Annotated in this window: 14 protein-coding genes; 4 read left to right on the top strand and 10 right to left on the bottom strand. The window is 71.8% G+C overall.

What is annotated here, in order from left to right; translation table 11 throughout:
• The first annotated feature begins 12 nt into the window (after positions 1-12).
• Genes ACXDF8_RS06335 through ACXDF8_RS06320 form a run of 4 tightly spaced genes read left to right on the top strand, consistent with a single transcriptional unit; the run spans position 13 to position 5,220 of the window.
• Entirely contained in the window at positions 13-1,239 is a 1,227-nt protein-coding gene (locus tag ACXDF8_RS06335) for an aspartate aminotransferase family protein (protein ID WP_457222407.1), read from the top strand.
• A complete protein-coding gene (locus tag ACXDF8_RS06330) occupies positions 1,236-2,663 on the top strand; it encodes an amidohydrolase family protein (RefSeq protein ID WP_457222406.1) in 1,428 nt (475 codons plus the stop codon). Before ACXDF8_RS06335 ends, ACXDF8_RS06330 begins: the two co-directional genes overlap by 4 nt.
• A complete protein-coding gene (locus ACXDF8_RS06325) occupies positions 2,660-4,240 on the top strand; it encodes a phytoene desaturase family protein (RefSeq protein ID WP_457222405.1) in 1,581 nt (526 codons plus the stop codon). The genes ACXDF8_RS06330 and ACXDF8_RS06325 overlap by 4 nt, the downstream gene beginning before the upstream one ends.
• Entirely contained in the window at positions 4,237-5,220 is a 984-nt protein-coding gene (locus ACXDF8_RS06320) for a methyltransferase (protein ID WP_457222404.1), read from the top strand. Before ACXDF8_RS06325 ends, ACXDF8_RS06320 begins: the two co-directional genes overlap by 4 nt.
• On the opposite strand, the gene ACXDF8_RS06315 is transcribed toward ACXDF8_RS06320, so the two are convergent.
• Genes ACXDF8_RS06315 through ACXDF8_RS06270 form a run of 10 tightly spaced genes read right to left on the bottom strand, consistent with a single transcriptional unit; the run spans position 5,204 to position 16,993 of the window.
• Positions 5,204-6,676 carry an amidohydrolase family protein gene (locus tag ACXDF8_RS06315; protein WP_457222403.1) on the bottom strand — a complete coding sequence of 491 codons (1,473 nt, stop codon included), beginning with the start codon at positions 6,674-6,676 and terminating at the stop codon, positions 5,204-5,206. The two genes, ACXDF8_RS06320 and ACXDF8_RS06315, sit on opposite strands and share 17 nt — an antisense overlap.
• Positions 6,669-7,556 (bottom strand): polysaccharide deacetylase family protein, encoded by an 888-nt coding sequence (locus ACXDF8_RS06310; protein WP_457222402.1) that lies wholly within the window; start codon positions 7,554-7,556, stop codon positions 6,669-6,671. Before ACXDF8_RS06310 ends, ACXDF8_RS06315 begins: the two co-directional genes overlap by 8 nt.
• Complete coding sequence (locus tag ACXDF8_RS06305; protein ID WP_457222401.1) at positions 7,553-8,974, bottom strand: FAD/NAD(P)-binding protein; 1,422 nt, start codon at positions 8,972-8,974, stop codon at positions 7,553-7,555. The genes ACXDF8_RS06310 and ACXDF8_RS06305 overlap by 4 nt, the downstream gene beginning before the upstream one ends.
• A complete protein-coding gene (locus tag ACXDF8_RS06300; RefSeq protein WP_457222400.1) occupies positions 8,971-10,209 on the bottom strand; it encodes an amidase in 1,239 nt (412 codons plus the stop codon). The genes ACXDF8_RS06305 and ACXDF8_RS06300 overlap by 4 nt, the downstream gene beginning before the upstream one ends.
• Positions 10,206-11,090: a polysaccharide deacetylase family protein gene (locus tag ACXDF8_RS06295; RefSeq protein WP_457222399.1), complete on the bottom strand. Its 885-nt coding sequence runs from the start codon at positions 11,088-11,090 to the stop codon at positions 10,206-10,208. Before ACXDF8_RS06295 ends, ACXDF8_RS06300 begins: the two co-directional genes overlap by 4 nt.
• On the bottom strand, positions 11,087-12,271 hold the full coding sequence (locus ACXDF8_RS06290; protein WP_457222398.1) for an amidase family protein: 1,185 nt from the start codon (positions 12,269-12,271) through the stop codon (positions 11,087-11,089). The genes ACXDF8_RS06295 and ACXDF8_RS06290 overlap by 4 nt, the downstream gene beginning before the upstream one ends.
• Positions 12,268-13,683 carry a 4-hydroxyphenylacetate 3-hydroxylase family protein gene (locus tag ACXDF8_RS06285; protein ID WP_457222397.1) on the bottom strand — a complete coding sequence of 472 codons (1,416 nt, stop codon included), beginning with the start codon at positions 13,681-13,683 and terminating at the stop codon, positions 12,268-12,270. Before ACXDF8_RS06285 ends, ACXDF8_RS06290 begins: the two co-directional genes overlap by 4 nt.
• Before the next feature lie 27 nt (positions 13,684-13,710).
• Positions 13,711-14,685, bottom strand: a complete 975-nt coding sequence (locus ACXDF8_RS06280) for a substrate-binding domain-containing protein (protein ID WP_457222396.1) — start codon at positions 14,683-14,685, stop codon at positions 13,711-13,713.
• Complete coding sequence (locus tag ACXDF8_RS06275; RefSeq protein ID WP_457222395.1) at positions 14,682-15,605, bottom strand: GntR family transcriptional regulator; 924 nt, start codon at positions 15,603-15,605, stop codon at positions 14,682-14,684. The genes ACXDF8_RS06280 and ACXDF8_RS06275 overlap by 4 nt, the downstream gene beginning before the upstream one ends.
• Positions 15,605-16,993 carry an amidohydrolase family protein gene (locus tag ACXDF8_RS06270; protein ID WP_457222394.1) on the bottom strand — a complete coding sequence of 463 codons (1,389 nt, stop codon included), beginning with the start codon at positions 16,991-16,993 and terminating at the stop codon, positions 15,605-15,607. The genes ACXDF8_RS06275 and ACXDF8_RS06270 overlap by 1 nt, the downstream gene beginning before the upstream one ends.
• Positions 16,994-17,083 lie beyond the last annotated feature (90 nt).

Here is a 17,083-nt window from a genome sequence, read left to right as displayed (position 1 = left end):
CCAGGAGATCCGTTGAACCCCACCATGTCCAGCCGCGAGATCGAGTCCTATCGGGACCGCTTCGTCGCCCACTTGTCCCAAACCGTGCCGGGCCGAAAGGAGTTCGTGGTCGCGCAGGCCCGCGGCTGCACCGTCACCACCGCCGACGGCCGCAGCTACCTCGACATGACCTCCGGCATCGGCGTCGCCAACGTCGGGCACTGCCACCCGAAGGTGGTCGCGGCGATCCAGGAACAGGCCGCCCGCTACGCCCACGTCAACGTCTACGGCCGGTTCGTGGTCCCCGAACAGGTCGAGCTCGTCGAACGGCTCACCGGCGCAGCCGGTGACGGCTTCGACATGGCGTACCTGACGTCGTCGGGCGCCGAATCCAGCGAGTGCGCACTGAAACTCGCCCGCAAGCACACCGGCCGGCCCAAGTTCGTAGCGTTCGAACGCGCCTACCACGGCCGCACGCTGGGCGCCCTGTCGGTCAGCTGGCGCGAGGAGTGGCGCCTCCCGTTCGAACCCCTGCTCGAGGAGGTGGTCTTCGTCCCCTACGACGACCTGACCGCCGCCGCGGCAGCCATCGACGAGCGCACCGCGGCGGTGATCGTCGAACCCATCCAGGGCGAGGGCGGGATCCGGGTGCCGTCCGACGACTTCCTGCCCGGGCTGCGCGGGTTGTGCGACGCCGCCGGAGCGCTGCTGATCGTCGACGAGGTGCAGGGCGGCATGGGCCGCTCCGGCAAGTGGTTCGCCCACCAACATGTGGATGTGCGTCCCGACATCATCACGATGGCCAAGGCCGTCGGCGGCGGATTGCCGCTCGGGGCGGTGCTCGCCTCGGCGGAACTGTTCGCGACCTTCGTCGACCCTCCGCTGTCCCACCTGACCACCATGGGCGGCAACCCGGTGGCGTGCGCAGCCGGCATCGCCGCGTTCGACATCATCGCCGACGGCCTGCTCGACCGTGTCGTGGAGGCCGGCGCCTACCTGCGCGGCGGGCTCAGCGCGGTGGGCGACGAGTTTCCCGGTCTGCTCATCGACATCCGCGGCAGGGGCCTGTGGTGCGCGATCGAGCTGTCCGTGGACGCCAACCCGCTGGTGGCGCGGATGCAACAGCACGGGGTGCTGGTCGGCTCGGTGCTCAACCAGTCGGGCACGGTGCGGATCATGCCCCCGCTGGTCATCAGCGACGCCGAGATCGACACCTTCATCGGCGTGCTGCGCACCGTGCTCGCCGAGGTGGCGTCGTGACCGAGTTCCTGGTCCGTGGCCGCTACGTGCTGTCGATGGCCGGCCTGCCCGCACCCGCCGAGCGCGACCGCACCCCCGGCGCTCATCTGGACGGCGTGCTCGCCGACGCAGCGGTGCACGTGCGCGACGGCGCCATCGTCGCGGTCGGCGGCTACGCCGCCCTGGCCGCCGCTCAGCCGGACCTGCCGGTGCACGGCGACGGCACCGGGCTGGTGATCCCGGGACTGATCTCGACCCACACCCATCTGTCGGAATCGCTGGCCACCGGGATGGGCTCGGAGCTGTCGCTGTTCGAGTGGGCAGACGGGGTGGTCGCGCCGCTGGGCATGGTGCTGACCCGCGAGGACGCCGCCGAGGGCACCGCACTGCGCGCCGTCGAGATGCTGCTGTCCGGGGTCACCACCGTCAACGACATGTTCTGCCACACCAACATCGGCTCGCGGGCCAGTCTCGGTGTGGTCGACGGGCTGACCCGGGCCGGGATGCGCGGCGTGGTCGCCTACGGGGCCGAGGATCTGCCGCTGCTCGAGCGCAGCACCACGGTGACGGCCGCCGAGGTGATCGACGACGTGCTCGCCGAACAGCACGACCTGGCCGCGCACGCCGCGGCCGCGCCGCTGGTGGACTTCCGCTACGGCGTCGGCACCCTGCTCGGGCAGAGTGACGAACTGCTCGCGGCCGGGGTGGAACAGTGCCGCGGCGCCGGCTGGAGTGTGCACACCCACCTGGCCGAGGTGCGTGAGGAGCTGACCACCGCCCGGCACCGCTGGGGGCACCGCACCGTGGAGCACTCCGAGCGGGCCGGGCTGTTCGAACGGCCGCTCATCGCCGGGCACGGCGTGTGGCTGACCGAGGCCGACATCGCCACCTTCGCCCGACACGGTGCCGCGATCGCCCACAACCCGGTCGCCAACATGATCCTGGCCTCGGGCGTCTGCCCGGTGCCGCGGCTGCGGGCGGCCGGCGTACCCGTCGGCATCGGCACCGACGGCGCCGCCTCCAACGACAGCCAGGACATGCTGCAGGCCGTCAAGACGGCGGCCCTGCTGCAGAAGGTCCACCACCTCGACGCACTGGTGATCGATGCGCTCGACGTGCTGACGATGGCCACCATCGACGGCGCGCGGGCGCTGGGCCTGGACCACCTGATCGGGTCGCTGGAGCCGGGCAAACGCGCCGACCTGGTGCTGCTGCAGGACACCGTGGACGTCGCGGTGCTGCACGACCCGGTGGCCCAACTGGTCTACGGCGCGTCGCCGCGGTCGGTGCGCGACGTGTGGGTGGACGGCGTGCAGGTGGTGGCCGATCACCGCTGCACCACCGTCGACGAGGCCGCCCAGATCGTGCGCTGCCGTCCGCTGGCCGACCGGGTCGGGGTGAAGGCCGGGCTGGTCGCCGCCGGTCATTCCGTGGTGTCCCGGTGAGCGCTGTGTCCGACGTGGTCGTCGTCGGCGGTGGGCACAACGGGCTGATCGTCGCGTTGCGACTGGCCCGGGCCGGGCGCCGCGTCACCGTCGTCGAACAGGGCGCCGAACCCGGCGGCTGCGTGTGGACCGAACGGCACCCGTCCGGAGTGCTGGTCGAACGCGGCGCGTTCGAGCACGGCGGCGTGTACCCGGTCGCCGTCGAGCTCGGCCTCGACGACCCTGCCCTCGGCGACCGCGCCCTGCGCTACCGCGAGCATCTGGTGCTGGCCGGTGTCGCGTTCGGCGACGGGCAGCGGCGCGTCTTCTACACCGACGTCGCGGCCACCGTCGCGGCGCTGGGTGACGACGGACCCGCCTACCAGCGCCTCGTCGAACTGTCCGATGCCCTGTTCAGGCTGCTAGACACCTTCGACAGCGCCCCTACGCTGACTCACGTGGCGGCCGCGCTGGCGGCGCTGCCCGGCGGTGACGAACTGTTCCGTACGCTGCTGCAGTCCGCCGAGACGGTGCTCGAGGCCGCCGTCGCCGATCCGCACACCCGGGCGGCGATGGCCCTGCAGGCCGCGCACGCGCAGGTTCCGGCGTGGGCGCCGGGCAGCGGCCTGTTCGCGCTGCTGCTGCCCGCGGCGCATCGCGGCGCCGCCGTCCGCCCCGCCGGCGGGTCCCGGGCGCTGGTAGACGCGCTGGTCGCCGCACTCGAACGGGCGGGCGCCACGGTGCGCACCGGCGCCGCCGCCGTCGCACTGGCAAGTGACGGAAACTGCTGCGGCCGAGTTGAACTCGCTGACGGCACGATACTGACCGCCGACGCGGTGGTCTCGGCCATCGGGTTGCCGCGCACCGCCGCCCTGCTCACCGACCCCGCCCCGGCGATGCGCGCTATCGCCCGCGGGCTACACAGCGGACACTTCAACATCGCCGAGTTGACCGTCACCGTCGTCCACGACCGGGCTCTCACCCTGCCGCTGGAGGACCCCGACGCCGTCTGGTACGCGCTGGCCACACCGCAGGACGTCCGCAGCGGGTTCGCCGACGTGCTGGCCGGACGGCTGCCGTCATCACCGTGGTCGATGGTCGGTCAGGTCCGCCAGCCCGAGGGGGTCACCGGCAGCGCGGTGTGGATGAGCTCGATCGTGCCGCTGCACCGGGCCGACGGCCCGTGGACCCCGGAGCGCGAACGCGAGGCCGCCGACCGGGTGATCGACCAGGTGGGCTCGGTGCTCGGCGTAGACCTACGCGTCGGGCTGGTCGACGTCGTGGTGTCCGGGCCACTGACCTGGGCGGCGCGCATCGGCGGCGACGGCAACCCGAACCACCTCGACAACACCCTCGACCAGCTGCTGGGCTGGCGCCCGCCCGGGCACGCCGATATGCGGACCGAGCTGCCCTGGCTGTTCCTCACCGGCGCCGGGCAGCACCCCGGCGGCGGGCTGTCCGGTGTGTCGGGCAGCGCCGCCGCGGCGGCCGTGCTGGGGACGCGACGCCGAGACCGGCTGGACGGCGTGGCGCGGGAGGCGCGCACCCTGTGGTCCGGCCTCAAGGCGTACCGCGCGATGCGAAAGGGACCGAGATGAGCCTGGGCGTGTTCGACGTCATCGACACGATGACCGGCTACCAACCGGCGGCGGCGCTGACCGCGGCCGCCCGCCTCGGGGTATTCGACGTGCTCGGCGACGCGCCACTGCCCGCCGATGCCGTCACCGAGCGACTCGGCACCGAACCGCTGGCCACCCGAGCCCTGCTGGACGCACTGACCGGACTGGGCTTGCTCACCGTCGACTCCGGCCGCTATCAGGCGGTACCGGTGGCGCGCCGGCTCCGCGCCGATGGCGACCTGCGGCTGATCGCCGAGAAGGAGGCGTTCTTCGCCAACGCGTGGCTGTCGCTGGCCGACAGCGTGCGCACCGGCCGGCCCCGGCTCGACCCGTGGCGGACGCGGCTGGCCGCCGACCCCGACCAGGTGCGCGAATTCCTCAGGGCGCTCATCGTTCTCGCCCGCGAGACCGGCCCCGATCTGACCCGGCTACCCGGAGTGGGGCCGGGCGCCAAGATCGCCGACCTCGGCGGCGGCCTAGGCTCCTATGCCGCACCGCTGGCCGCTGCCGGCGCGCGGGTGACCTTGATCGACCTGCCGCCCGTCGCGGCATGGGCGCGCGACCATCTCGCCGAGTTCGGGGTCGGCGAGATGGTCGACGTGAGGGAGGTGGACCTGCTCGCGTCGGGCGCCGCCGATCGAGCCGGCACCGAGGGCGGCTACGACGTGGTGCTGCTGTCGCACCTGCTGCACGACCTCGACGACACCGACTGCGCGGCGGTGTTGCAGGTGTCAGCCGCGCTGTGCCGCCCCGGCGGGCAGGTGGTGGTATTCGAGTTGCCCGGCGATCCGCCGGGCACGTTCGGCCCGATGTTCGACCTGATGATGCGAGTGGAGACCGCAGGCCGGGCCCGGCGCTCCGAGGAGTTCATCGAGTTGCTGCGCGCGGCCGGCTTGACCGACGTGCACGAGTCGAGCGACTACCAGCGTCCGCACGGGGTGTTCATCGCCACTCGATGAGGCGGCGCACCGGCGACGGCGCGCGGCGCAGCTGCGCCAGCGCGGTCGCCGCCTCCGTCGCCTGACGGTCGGCGTCGGCCCGCGCCGGGGCCACCCGGGCGCTGAATTCCGTTGCCAGCTCGTCGAACCGGTTCAGCGCCGCGTCGACGTCGACGTCGGGGAACGCGCCGTCGCGGTAGACGAACCGGCCGCCGATGGCGACGTCGGTGACGTCGGCCGCGCGCGCCGCGGTCAGCAGCTGGTTAGCCAGGTCGGTGCGCGGCCGGAAGGCCCGCGCCCCGAGATCGAGCAGCACGAGGTCGGCGCGCTGACCGGGGGCCAGCCGGCCGGTGTTGGTCCAGCCGCAGGCTGCCGCGCCGCCGACCGTGGCGGCATCCAGGACCTCCTCGACGGTCAGCCACTGCTCGGCCGGCCGCTCGCTGACCCGAGCGAGCAGCGCGGTGAGCCGGACCGCGTCGAGTGCGTCGAAGGCGTCGGCGGAGTTGGCGCCGTCGGTGCCGACCGCCAGCCGCACCCCGGCCTCCAGCAGCCCGCTGGTGTCGGCCACACCCGAGCCCAGCCGCAGGTTGCTGCCGGGCACCGTGACCGCGACCACGCCGGCATCCGCCAGCAACCGCATGTCATGGTCGTCGACCCAGACGGCGTGGGCCACCGTGAGCCGTTCGTCGAGTAGCCCGAGGCGAGCCAGTTCGCGGGTGATCGAGTGCCCGAAGCGCGACGCGCCGGCCAGCGCCTGCGGTTTGGACTCGGCGAGATGGGTGTGCACTCGCAGCCCGTGCCGGGCGGCCAGCTCGGCCAGCCCGACTGTCAGCTCCGGGGAGCAGTGCGCCGGGATGGTCGGCGCCAGCGCCGGCGTGACATCTCCGAGCGCCGGGAAGTCCTCGACGTAGGCGGTGCACGCGGTGAGGATGTCGGCTGTGGGCGGGCCCGGCGGCGGTATTCCGCAGCACGCGCCGATCGTGGAGATCGCTTCGTGCACGGTGCGGTCGGCCACCATCGGTGCGAGCACGGTGCGCAGCCCCGCCCGGGCGTAGCCACGGGCGGCGGCATAGCAGCCGGCCGGGTCGGGACCACCGGTCTGCGCCAGCAGATCGAACGCGCCGGTGCAGCCGGAGGCGATCAGCTCGGTGGCGGTCAGCACAGCGGCCAGCTCAGCGAGTTCCTCGCAGCGGGGTGCGGCCATCCACCCGCCGTTGAGCAACGAGGCCTCCAGCGTCCAGGCCCGCGCCGCCCCGCGCGCCAGGGCGGTGTGGGAGTGGGTGTGCGCGTTGACCAGTCCCGGGATCACCAGCCGGCCCGTGATGTCGCGGATCGCGGCGTCGGCTCCGGCGAGGTGCCCGGGCGCCTCGACCGCCTCGATGCCGCCGTCCGCGGCGATGAGCAGGTCGGCGGGCTCGGGGCACCAGCCGGGGCCGGTCAACACGATCCCGCCGTGCAACAGCAGGCGCTCAGTCATGGGGATGGGTCCGGCGCCAGTGCGCGGCGATCGCCGCGCGGGTGCACACCCAGACTTCGTCGTGGCCCAGCATGTAGTCGAGGAACCGCGCCAGCCCGGCCGCGCGGGCCGGGTGACCGGACAGCCGGGGGTGCACCGACACCACCAGCATGGCCGCGCCCTCGGCGTAGAGGACGTCGAACGCGTCGCGCAGGTAGGTGAACGCGTCGTCGCTGGTGGACCACCAGCCCTTCGCATACTTGTTGTCGTTGTTGGAGAACGTGTGCGGGATGACCAGGTGCGGCCGCTCCCCCACCCGCGTCCAGTACGGCAGCTCGTCGTCGTAGGCATCCGAGTCGTAGCTGAAACCGCCCGTGTCGAGCAGGATTTCGCGGGTGTGTAGCGACGGTCCGTACCGGCAGTACCAGCCGGCCGGCCGGGACCCCCAGCTCTGTTCGAACGAGGCCAGCGCCAGCTCGATCTGCCTGCGTTCCTCGTCGGGCGCGAGCAGGTAGTGCTTAGCGAACCGGTAGCCGTGGCCAAGCAGGTCCCACCCGGCCTCGCGGGCTGCGACGGCGATGGCCGGATTGCGTTGCAGCGCAACCGCACACGCTGAAGCGGTCGCCACCATACCGCGTTCGGCGAGCAGGCGGTACACCCGCCAGAAGCCGACCCGGCTGCCGTAGGCCATCATCGACTCGGCCGCCAGGTCGCGGCCCGGCACGTCGGCACCGGCGTCCGCGGCGTCGGTCAGCGGCGCCTCGCTGCGTGCAGCGCCGTCGCCAACAGCATCCTCCGCGCCCTCCTCGATGTTGACCGCGATGTTGACCGCCAGGCGGGCACCGCCCGGCCACCGCGGGTCGGGGCGGTTTCGGCCGTAGCCGACGAGATCACGGGTCACGTCATACCCACCCGCTCGGTCGGCCGGCCCAGGTCCACCAGTTCGGGGACGTCGTAGTCCTGATAGGCGGCGAAGAGCTGGTGCCGGTCCTCCAGGAACAGGCCCCGCGACAGCGCCTCGGCCAGCCGCCGGCCGCCGGCCGCCAAGCCCGAGTTCATGTTACCGCTGAGACCCATGGAGAGCCTTGCGCCATAGGCGAAGTCGTGCACTCGCGTCAGCCACGGCGCCGTTCCGGGATCGCGCTCGGTGAACTCGAAGCCCGGCCCGAGGTACGGGTAGCGGATCAGGGCGTCGTCCTCCCAGCCGGCCGGGGCGGCGAAGCGATCCCCCCACAGCGCGACGTGTGGTGTCAGTTCCCGCAGTTCGGGCCGTACGGTGAGGTCCACGTTCGGGCCGGTGCCACTGATCACCGCGTCGAACCGGAACTCGCCGGCACCGGTGTACACCACGATCTCGTCGCCGTCCATTTTCACCCTCGACCAGTCCGCCGCGGTATGCCAGGCGAAGGTGTCCCACCGGGTGCAGCGGTACCAGGTCTGTTGCGGCGGAGGCTGATTGGTGCGGGTGAACTGCACGGTGAACTTCCACTTGTCCTCGTCGGGCAGGTCCGGGAAGTGCGCGCCGAAGGCGTAGAACTCCATCCAGCGGAACGGGTTGACCCGCGGAACGTGCGGCCGCCGGTAGAACAGGTCGACGCTGGCCGCGCCGTGCTCCAGGGCGCTGGCGCCGTAGTCGAACGCCGACGCGCCGCCGCCCAGCACCCCGACCCGCTGGCCGGCGAAGCGGGTGAAGTCCACCGGTGCGCCAGTATGTACGTAGCGGTGCGGCGGCAGTGCGTTGCGGATGACCGGCGGCACGCTCCACTCGCCGTTGCCCGCCATTCCGGTGGCCAGTACCACCCGTCGCGCGAACGTGCGCCCGCCGGTGTGGCTGACCTCCAGCAGTCCGTCGCCGGCGTCGCGGATCCCGCTGACGGCGATGTCGTTGCGCATCCTGGGCCGCGTCACCTGCCGGAACCAGAGCAGATAGTCCTGCCAGTGTTCCTTGGGGATGAAATCGATTTCCTCCCAAGCATCGTCGCCATGGGCGGCGCAATACCAGGATTCCGGGGTGAGCGCGGGCAGCCCCTGATCCGGACCGGTCAGGCCTTTGGGGGTGCGCAGGGTGTGCATGGCCGCGTACGTGGTCCACGGCCCCTCCGAGCCGGCGGGTGCGGATTCCAGGATCATCGTGTTGATGATGGCGCGCCGTTTGAGCGCGAAGGCTACCGTCAACCCGGCCTGGCCACCGCCCACGATCAGGACGTCGACCACGGGCTCGCCGTCACGGTGCCGCGGGGTCAACCACTGCGGCCGCGGGTAGCCGGTCAGGTCCAGTTCCCGGCGAACCCGTTCGTTCAGGTCGTCCAGTGCCGTCATGCGTTCACTCCTGTCAGAGTTAGAACCCGGGCGGCGGCGAGCAAATCCTCGTCGCGGCCCTCGAAACCGAGAAGTTGCACGCCTTGCGGCAGGCCGTCGACCGTCAGCCACGGCGCCGTCAGGGCGGGGATGCCGAGCAGCGACGAGGTGGCGGGCAGTCGGCGGCAGCCGGTGCTGGCGTGACCGACCGGGGCGGGGTTGGTGGTGGCCAGCGCCACCAGCACGTCGTAGTGGTCGGCCAGGCCCGCCCACGCATCGCGCAACCGGTCACGGTGCGCCAGGGCGCGGGCCACGCCATCTGCACCGAGTTCGGCGGCGTGGGTGACCATTTCGCGCAGCCGCGGGTCGGGCTCGCCGGCGGCGGCGTAGTGGGCCAGCCGGGTGGCACTCTGCCCGGCGAACAGGTCGAAGCAGGTGTGTCCGGATCCGGCGAGCAGCCAGTCCATCTCGGCCAGCGCCGGGGTGTCGGCCTCGACGGTGACCTCAGGTGCACCCAGCCGGCCCAGCAGATCGTCGAGGGCGGCGACGGTGGCTGCCCGCGGCAGCCCGCCGTCGTCGAGTCGCAGCCGCCCGACCCGCAGCGGACGCCGCGGGGTGAGGGGCGCAGCGGGCGGTTCGGCCAGCACACCGAACACCGCGGTCAGGTCATCAACGGAGGCGGCGATCAGGCCGAGGTCGTCGAGGATGCCGGCCAGCAGGTGCATACCCTCCCGCGGAAACCGCAGGTGAGACGGTTTGAAACCCCATGCGCCGCAATACGATGCGGGCCGGAGCGTGGAGGCCTGGCTCTGGCTGGCCAGCGCCACCGGCAGCATGCCGGCGCCCACGGCGGCCGCCGAGCCCGCCGAGCTGCCGCCCGGGGTGTGGCCCGGCCGGTGCGGGTTGTCGGTGTCGGTGGTGGTGCCGCAGGCGAACGGCGTGGTGGTGGTCATGCCGACGACGACGGCGCCGGCTCGCCGCAGCCGGGCGACGGCCTCGGCGTCCCGGGTGGCGATGCGGCCGGTGAACACCGTCGAGCCGAGCGTGACCGGCATCCCGGCAACGTCGATGATCTCCTTGACCGCGATCGGCATGCCGGCCAGTGGGCCGTCGGCCCGGCCGGCGTCCGCCCGGGCGCCGTCGAGATCGACGTGGCTGAACGCCCGCACCCTCGGCTCCAGTTCGGCGAGCAGCCGGGCCGTCCCGGCCAGGTAGTCGTCGGCCTCCCCAGTCCACGGCCGCAACGCAACGGTCATGGTGCCGGCACCTGATCGACGTACCAGTCGTGGATCTGCGAGGACGTCATCGCCACGACATCCGGTGCGTCCACGACGGCCGCCACGACCTGCTCGATCTCACCGATGCGGTGCGCCACCCCGACGATGTGCGGGTGCAGCCCGATCGGCATGACCACCGGGTTGAGCGCGCCTTCGGCGCGGTGTCGCTGCAGGCTGCGCAGCGTGCGGTCGGCCAGCGCCCCGTCGGCTTGCAGCCCGATCTGGTAGGTGGTGACGTCGTTGAGGGTCAGCGTGTACGGCAGCCCCAGGATCGGGCCGGCCGCCGTGCTCAACCACACCGGCCGGTCATCGATCATCCAGTCGTGGTTGAACTCCAGGCCGTGCTCGCGCATGATCCGCAGCGAGTCGTCGGTCTGGTTCATCCCGGGGCTCAGCCAGCCACGCGGCCACCCGTCGCTGCCGAACCGCTGACGGATCCGCGAAACCGCCTCGGCGACAACGGGTTCCTCGGCATCGTAGGACTGGATCGAGCGCTGCCGCAGCCCGTGCGCCACCACCTCCCAGCCGCGCTCCTCGATCAGGTCGGCAACCTGCGGGTAGTGGTCGATCACGTCGGCGTTCAATGCGACGGTGACCGCGGAGCCCAGCGGCGCGAGTGCGGCGGCCAGGCGCGGCAGTCCCACGCGCAGGCCGTAGAGCACCCACGAGTGGTTGGCCACGTCGGGCACCACCGATACCCCGTGCGGGGCGGGCAGTGCGGCCCGGGGCATCGGCGCGTCCAGCGTCCAATGCTCGATGTTGACCACGACATTGACCACGACCGTCGCTCCGGACGGGGCGGTCAGCCGGCGCGCGTCGGTACTCAGCGCGAACGGCGCCGGGGCGCGGCGCTCGGTCATCGCAGTGCCTCCGCCAGCGACAGCAGCAGCTCGTCGTCACCGGGCAGCCCGAGCAGCGAGACCCCGACCGGCGCCTCGGTGCCGGTGGCCGGGTCGATGACCGTGCCCTGCGGCAGGGTCAGCTGCGGCGCGCCGGCCAGCGACGCAGGCACCACGAACGCCAGGTTGCGGTCACGGTAGGCCATCAGCGCGGCGTGGTCGGCGGTGCGTGCGGGGGCGGCGTCCATCGTGGTAGGCAGCACCGCCACGGCACCGGCGAGTAGCGCGTCGAGGCGCTCGCGGAATCGGGTGCGCCGCGCTTCGGCGGCCTCGATCTCGGCCTCGGTCACGTTGCCGGCGGCGTGGATCCGCTCGGCGATGCCCGTCCCGAGCACCGGCTGCGCCCCCATCATCCAGGCGCCGTTGGTGGCCCACAGCTGCGCGCTCATCAGCGGCCAGAACACGTCCACCAGGTCGGCGCCATCGGGCAGGGCTGCGGTGTGCAGCGGCAGACCCAGACGCTGTGACCAGTCGGCCGCGACCGCCCGGGTGCGGGTCGCCGCGCCGGCCGATGCCAGTGCGACCGGATCGGTGAGCAGCACCAGCTTCGCGATGCGGCGCGGCGCTCTTGGGGCAGCCAGTGCGCCGAAAGCCCTTGTCAAGACGCCTGTTTCGGCTGCCATTAGCCCGACCGTGTCGAACCCCGGCGCCATCGCCCGCACCCCCGCTGTGTCGATACGCCCGTGAGTGGTACGCAGGCCGGCCAGCCCGCAGAACGCGGCGGGCACCCGGATCGAACCGCCAGTGTCGGTGCCCAGACCCAGGTCGGCCTGATCGGCGGCCACCAGGCTTGCCGAGCCGCTGCTCGACCCGCCGGGCACCCGATCGGGTGCGGTCGGGTTGGGCGGTGTGCCGTAGTGGGCGTTGACGCCGAACATCCCCATCGCGAGCTCGTCGGTGGCAGTCTTGGCCACGACAGTCGCCCCGGCCGACAACAGCGCCGCCACCGCCGCCGCGTGCCGCGTCGCTGCGGGGCCATCGGCCAGCGTCGGATTGCCCGCTGCCGTAACGGTTCCTGCGATGTCGAACAGATCCTTGACCGCCACCCGGATGCCGTCGCAGCTACCTCGCCCGGTCGGCGCCACACCGACCAACCCGGTGGGGGCCAGCGCAGCGGCGAGGTCGATGGTCGGACCGGTCATGCGCTGTAGGACGCCAGGAAGTCGCCGACGAGGGCCTCGGCATCGGCGAACGGATAGAAGCGGTGCGCCTGCGCCCGCACCACCGCCGGCGCGCCCGAGTAGAACCGCTCGTACTGCACGTGGCGGCCGGCGAACTCCGAGCCGACCAGATCCCAGGCCAGCTTGAACAGCTTGACCCTCTCGGTCACCGGAAGCCGGTCCGAGCCCATCACCACCTCCATCGCTGCCACCTGCTCGGGGTCGTGCAGATCCAGCACCGACGAGGGCACTTGGATCACACCGCCGCCCGCGAGCTCGCCGAGCAGCCTGATGGCCTTCGGGTAGACCTCGGTCTGCATGCCCAACGCTGCGTAGAGGTACTTGCCTGCCGGGCGGTACACTCCGAATTCGTCGGGCTCGGCGTGGGTGTGCGTGGCGTGGGTCAAAGCCTCCGAGACCGTCTGCACCGTAGCCAGTTCGGCGAGCTGTCCCTTGATCGCCGGGTCGGTATCGCGGCCGTTGGCCTTGACGATCAGACTGGCCACCCCGGTGACGAAGCGCAGCTTGGCGGTGAGCCGGATGATCGACTGCAGGTTACCGATCTGATGGGCGGCGGTGCCGAAGAACTGGCTGTTGACCACCGAGACGTCGCCGGCGGCGAACACACTCGACCACGGCACCAGCACGCGGTCGAACACCACCATGGAGTCGGTCTCGTCGAACCGGGCGCTCAGCGGGTAGTCGAACTGCTCCCCTGCCGTCGCATAGGGCCTGCGACACAACAACTTCAGGCCGGGCGCTGCGACCGGTACCACAAACGAAACCGCTCGGGCGGTCTCGTCGGGGGCCAGCGGCCGGACGCTGGTGACGAAGATCGCGTCCGCCACCGCGGCGCCGGTGCCCAGCATCTGGGCACCGTCGACGATGATGCCCTCGTCGGTCTCCTCGACCAGCCGAACCGGCTGCACCCGACTGGTCGGGTCGTGCGGGTTGGCCTGTGGCGGGACGATCGAGTTGGTGATCCACAGGCCACGCGCGGCCGCGTAGTGGTGGTAGCACTGCACGCTACGGCCGAGCTTGTGCCGTTCGGTATCGAAAAGCTCTGGGCGGGAGGAGAACCCGGCCAGCAGGCCGGCAACGTGGTCGGGCCCGCGGCCGATGAAGCCATGCGTCAGCGCGCTCCACTCCTCGAGCGCCGTCCGGCGCAGGTCGTGCTGCTCGCGGGTCCGCGGGCAGGTGAAGATCGCCAGCCGACCGGTGTCGGGGTCCACCAGAGCCGAGCCCTCGGTGCACGAGGCGTCGTAGACGGCCGCCATCGTCGCGACCACACCGGCGAACGCAGGGTGGCAGGCAACGCTGGTCACCTTGTCGCCGTTGACATACACGCAGCGCCCGTCGTCAAGGGCGCGCACGTAGTCGGCACCGGATCGCATGGGGTGTCTCCTTACTCAGGTGGTGGATCAGGTGGTGAGGATGTCGGCCTGCCCGGGGCCGGCGAAGAGGTCCTCAGGGGCGAAAGCCGTCGCGATCAGGCCGTCCGCCAGCGTGTAGTCGATGATCCGCTCCAGCATCCGGCGGTTGGCCGACAGCCCCGCGGCCCAATAACCCGCCCCCAGGGCCCGCTCCGTCTCGAGGAGTTCTTCGAGCTGCCAAGGCAATACGGTGTCGAGCGCAGCGGAGTCGAACAGGTCGTCGCGGGCCGTCTTCTGCGCGGCGTCGAAGGCGCGGTACAGCGCGACCGGCAGGCCGGGATTGCGTTCGGCGATTTCGCGTTTGACCGCCAGCACATGCATGGCCGGGAAGATGCCGGTCTGCCGGAAGTAGTCCAACTCGGCGGACCGGGGTTGGTCGAACAACCGGCGCACCCCGTCACCGGGCCAGGTCGACGGGGCCCGGGCGGTCACCAGCGCATCGATCTCGCCTTTGGCGAGCAGCTGCGCGAGCCCGGCGTCGCTGCGGTGCTCGAAGCTGAATCCCGGCGGGTAGAACTGGGGATGTTCGTCCCCGATGCGGGCCTGCTCCAGACCGCCGATGACATAGGTCGGGGCGAACCGGTCCAGGCCATGGTGGTCGTGCAGGATGCCGCGCAGCCACACCGCGGCGGCCATGTCGAACACCGAGACCCCGATGCGGGCGCCGGCGAGATCGGCCGGCGCCTCGGCGGTGCTGTCCGCGCCCAGAAATATGCACGACAGCCGGAAGTGCCGGGACGGGAACACCGGCACCGCCAGGTACTGCCCGGACCGTTCCAGGCCTCGCAGGTAGGTGACGATCGGGAACTCGCACACGTCGAACGGGTGCGCCGTCAGCTGCAGGTTGAACAGCGCCTGCACCTCCATGACGGTGATCTCCGGTTCGACACCGTCGACCCCGACGCGGCCGTCGGCCAGCGAACGGGTGCGCGCCGACGGCGACAGCCCGATGGTCAGCTTCACGACGCGGACCGCCCGACGGCGGCGCGCTCGCGGATCGCGTTCTCGACGCGGGCGCGCAGCGCGGTGGTGAACCGCCCGTCGAGTTCCCACTCGATGGCGATCAGCCTGCCGACCCGCTCGCCGATGTCCGGCGGCAGTTGAGCGGCGTTATTGACCACGAGCACCGGCGCCCCGTCGAGCAGGGCGACGTCGTCCTTGCCGATCTCCACACCGCCGATCTCGCCCGGAAAGTACTGTCCGACAAGAGCGGTCATCCACTGCACGCCGCGGGCGCTGGGGGCCGCCACAACCAGGCGCTCCTCGTTGCGCACCGCGATCAGCTGACGCAGCGCCGCCGGCGAGGCGACCAGGTTGAGGTCGATCACCTGGTCGATATCGCGGACCAGCCCGGCCACGTCGTTGAGATGGAAGATCGGCACCGCGACGGCGTCGAACTCCAGGTCCAGCAGCCGGCCGGCAGCCTCGGAGAGCAGCACCGGCTGCACCTCGACGTCGATCGCGCGCTGCACGAGTTCCTGCACCTGGCGCAGATCGCGCGGATTGCACTCGACGACGGCGATGCGGCGCATCGCGTCGACCCGCTCGAGCGCCACCCGGACCATCGTGGTCAGGTCTGCGCCGGAGAAGCCGAGCCGGCGCGCTCGCAGCAGCACCTCGTCGAGTTGAGCGGCCACCGCACTGCGCGCGTCGACGGTCGCCTCCTGCACCTCCTGCACGAAGTTGCCGCGCCGCGGGATGGTCCGCACCCGTCCGCCGTTGGCTAGCCGGCCGATGGCGCGGTCGACGGTCGAGGAGTTGGACCCGAACTCGGCGGCCAGCGCGCGGCAGGACGGCAACCGCGAACCCACCGGGTAGTAGCCGGTCAGGATGCGGTCCAGCAGCCGCTGGTGCACCTCCTCGACACCGGGTGTGACGTCCATCAGGCCTCCGCCAGTACCGAGAGGTGCCCGAGCCCAGCCCGGGCGACCAGATCGGCCGCCGCCGGCCGGGACAGCGCGGCGATCTCGGCGGGCTCGACCCGCACCACGTCCCCGCCGAGCACGCTGGGAACGCCGTCCACCCAGACCTCGCTGACCTCCCGGCTACCCGCCACGAACACCACCGCCTGATAAGGGTCGTGGACGTTGGCCAGTGTGGGGCCGAGCCCGTCGAGGACCACTATGTCGGCCTTCTTCCCCACCTCCAGCGAGCCGATCTCGTCGTCCATCCGCAGCGCTCGAGCCCCGCCGATGGTCCCCATCTCCCACGCCTCGTGGGCGCTCATCGCGGTGGCCTGCCGGTGGTGCACGCGCGCCAGCAGCGCCGCCGACTTCATCGCCTGCAGGAAGTCCTGCGAATCGTTGGAGGCGGGGCCGTCGACCCCGATGCCGACGTCGATGCCCAGCTCGCGCATCTCGGCCACCGGCGCGACCCCGCTGGCCAGGATCATGTTCGAGACCGGGTTGTGGGCCACCCCGACGCGGTGTTCGGCCAGGATGCGGCGGTCGTTGCGGTCCACCCAGACGCAGTGCGCCGCCAATGTGGGCGCAGCGAAAAGCCCCTCATGGGCGCAGTGCGCGACGACGGTGCGCCCGGTACGGGCGAACGTGGCGGTGACCTCCTCGCGGACCTCCTGGACGTGGATGTGCACGCCGTGGCCGCCGCCGACGGCGTAATCGATTGAGCGGGCGAACATCTCGTCGGACTGCCCGCCGAGCGCGCCGATGCCGACCCGGAAGGTGCACAGCCGGCTCGCCGCGGCGGCCTCTCGCAGCGCCTCGTGCTCGTCGAATTGCGCAGCGATCGACGCACCCGCCAGGTCTCCGGCGCCGAATGACACCACGCCGCGCAGCCCGAGTTCGTCGAGGGCGTCGACCACGCCCGGGGACGCCGGGTTGCCGTTGGGCGCGCAGACGAACATGTCGTTGGCGGTGGTGACGCCGCTGCGCAGCATCTGAATACCGGCGACCATCGTGCCTAGGTACGCCGTGCGGCGGTCCAGGTGCGGGTCCACCGGCTCGATCAGGGCGTGCAGCCACTCCCACAGCGTGAAGTCGCTGGCGATGCCGGTGATCAGGCCTTCGGAGAAATGGCCGTGGGTGTTGACGAAGCCGGGGCCGACGATGTCGTAGGCCGAGCCGTGCTGCGCGGCGTCGGGGTATGCGGCGGCCAGATCGGTGTAGCGGCCCAGTGCGCCGATGCGGTCACCGACGATCGCCACGGCCCCGTCGCGGATCGGCTCCGGCGCCAGCACCCAGGCACCCCGGATCAGCGTGACGCCTGTGCGGTCGGGCTGGGCCGTCGCCGGCGGCTGCGTGTGTGGTGCCATGGCCGTCAGCCTAGGAAGACCGTGAGCCTGAAAAGCCCTCTGTAACTGGCTTTTTACGGTATCGGGCGGAAGGTTCTCACCCTTGTTACA

This window comes from Mycolicibacterium sp. CBM1, assembly GCF_054073305.1.
Note: the sequence above shows the minus strand (reverse complement) of the source record. Positions and strands in the feature narration are given on the sequence as shown.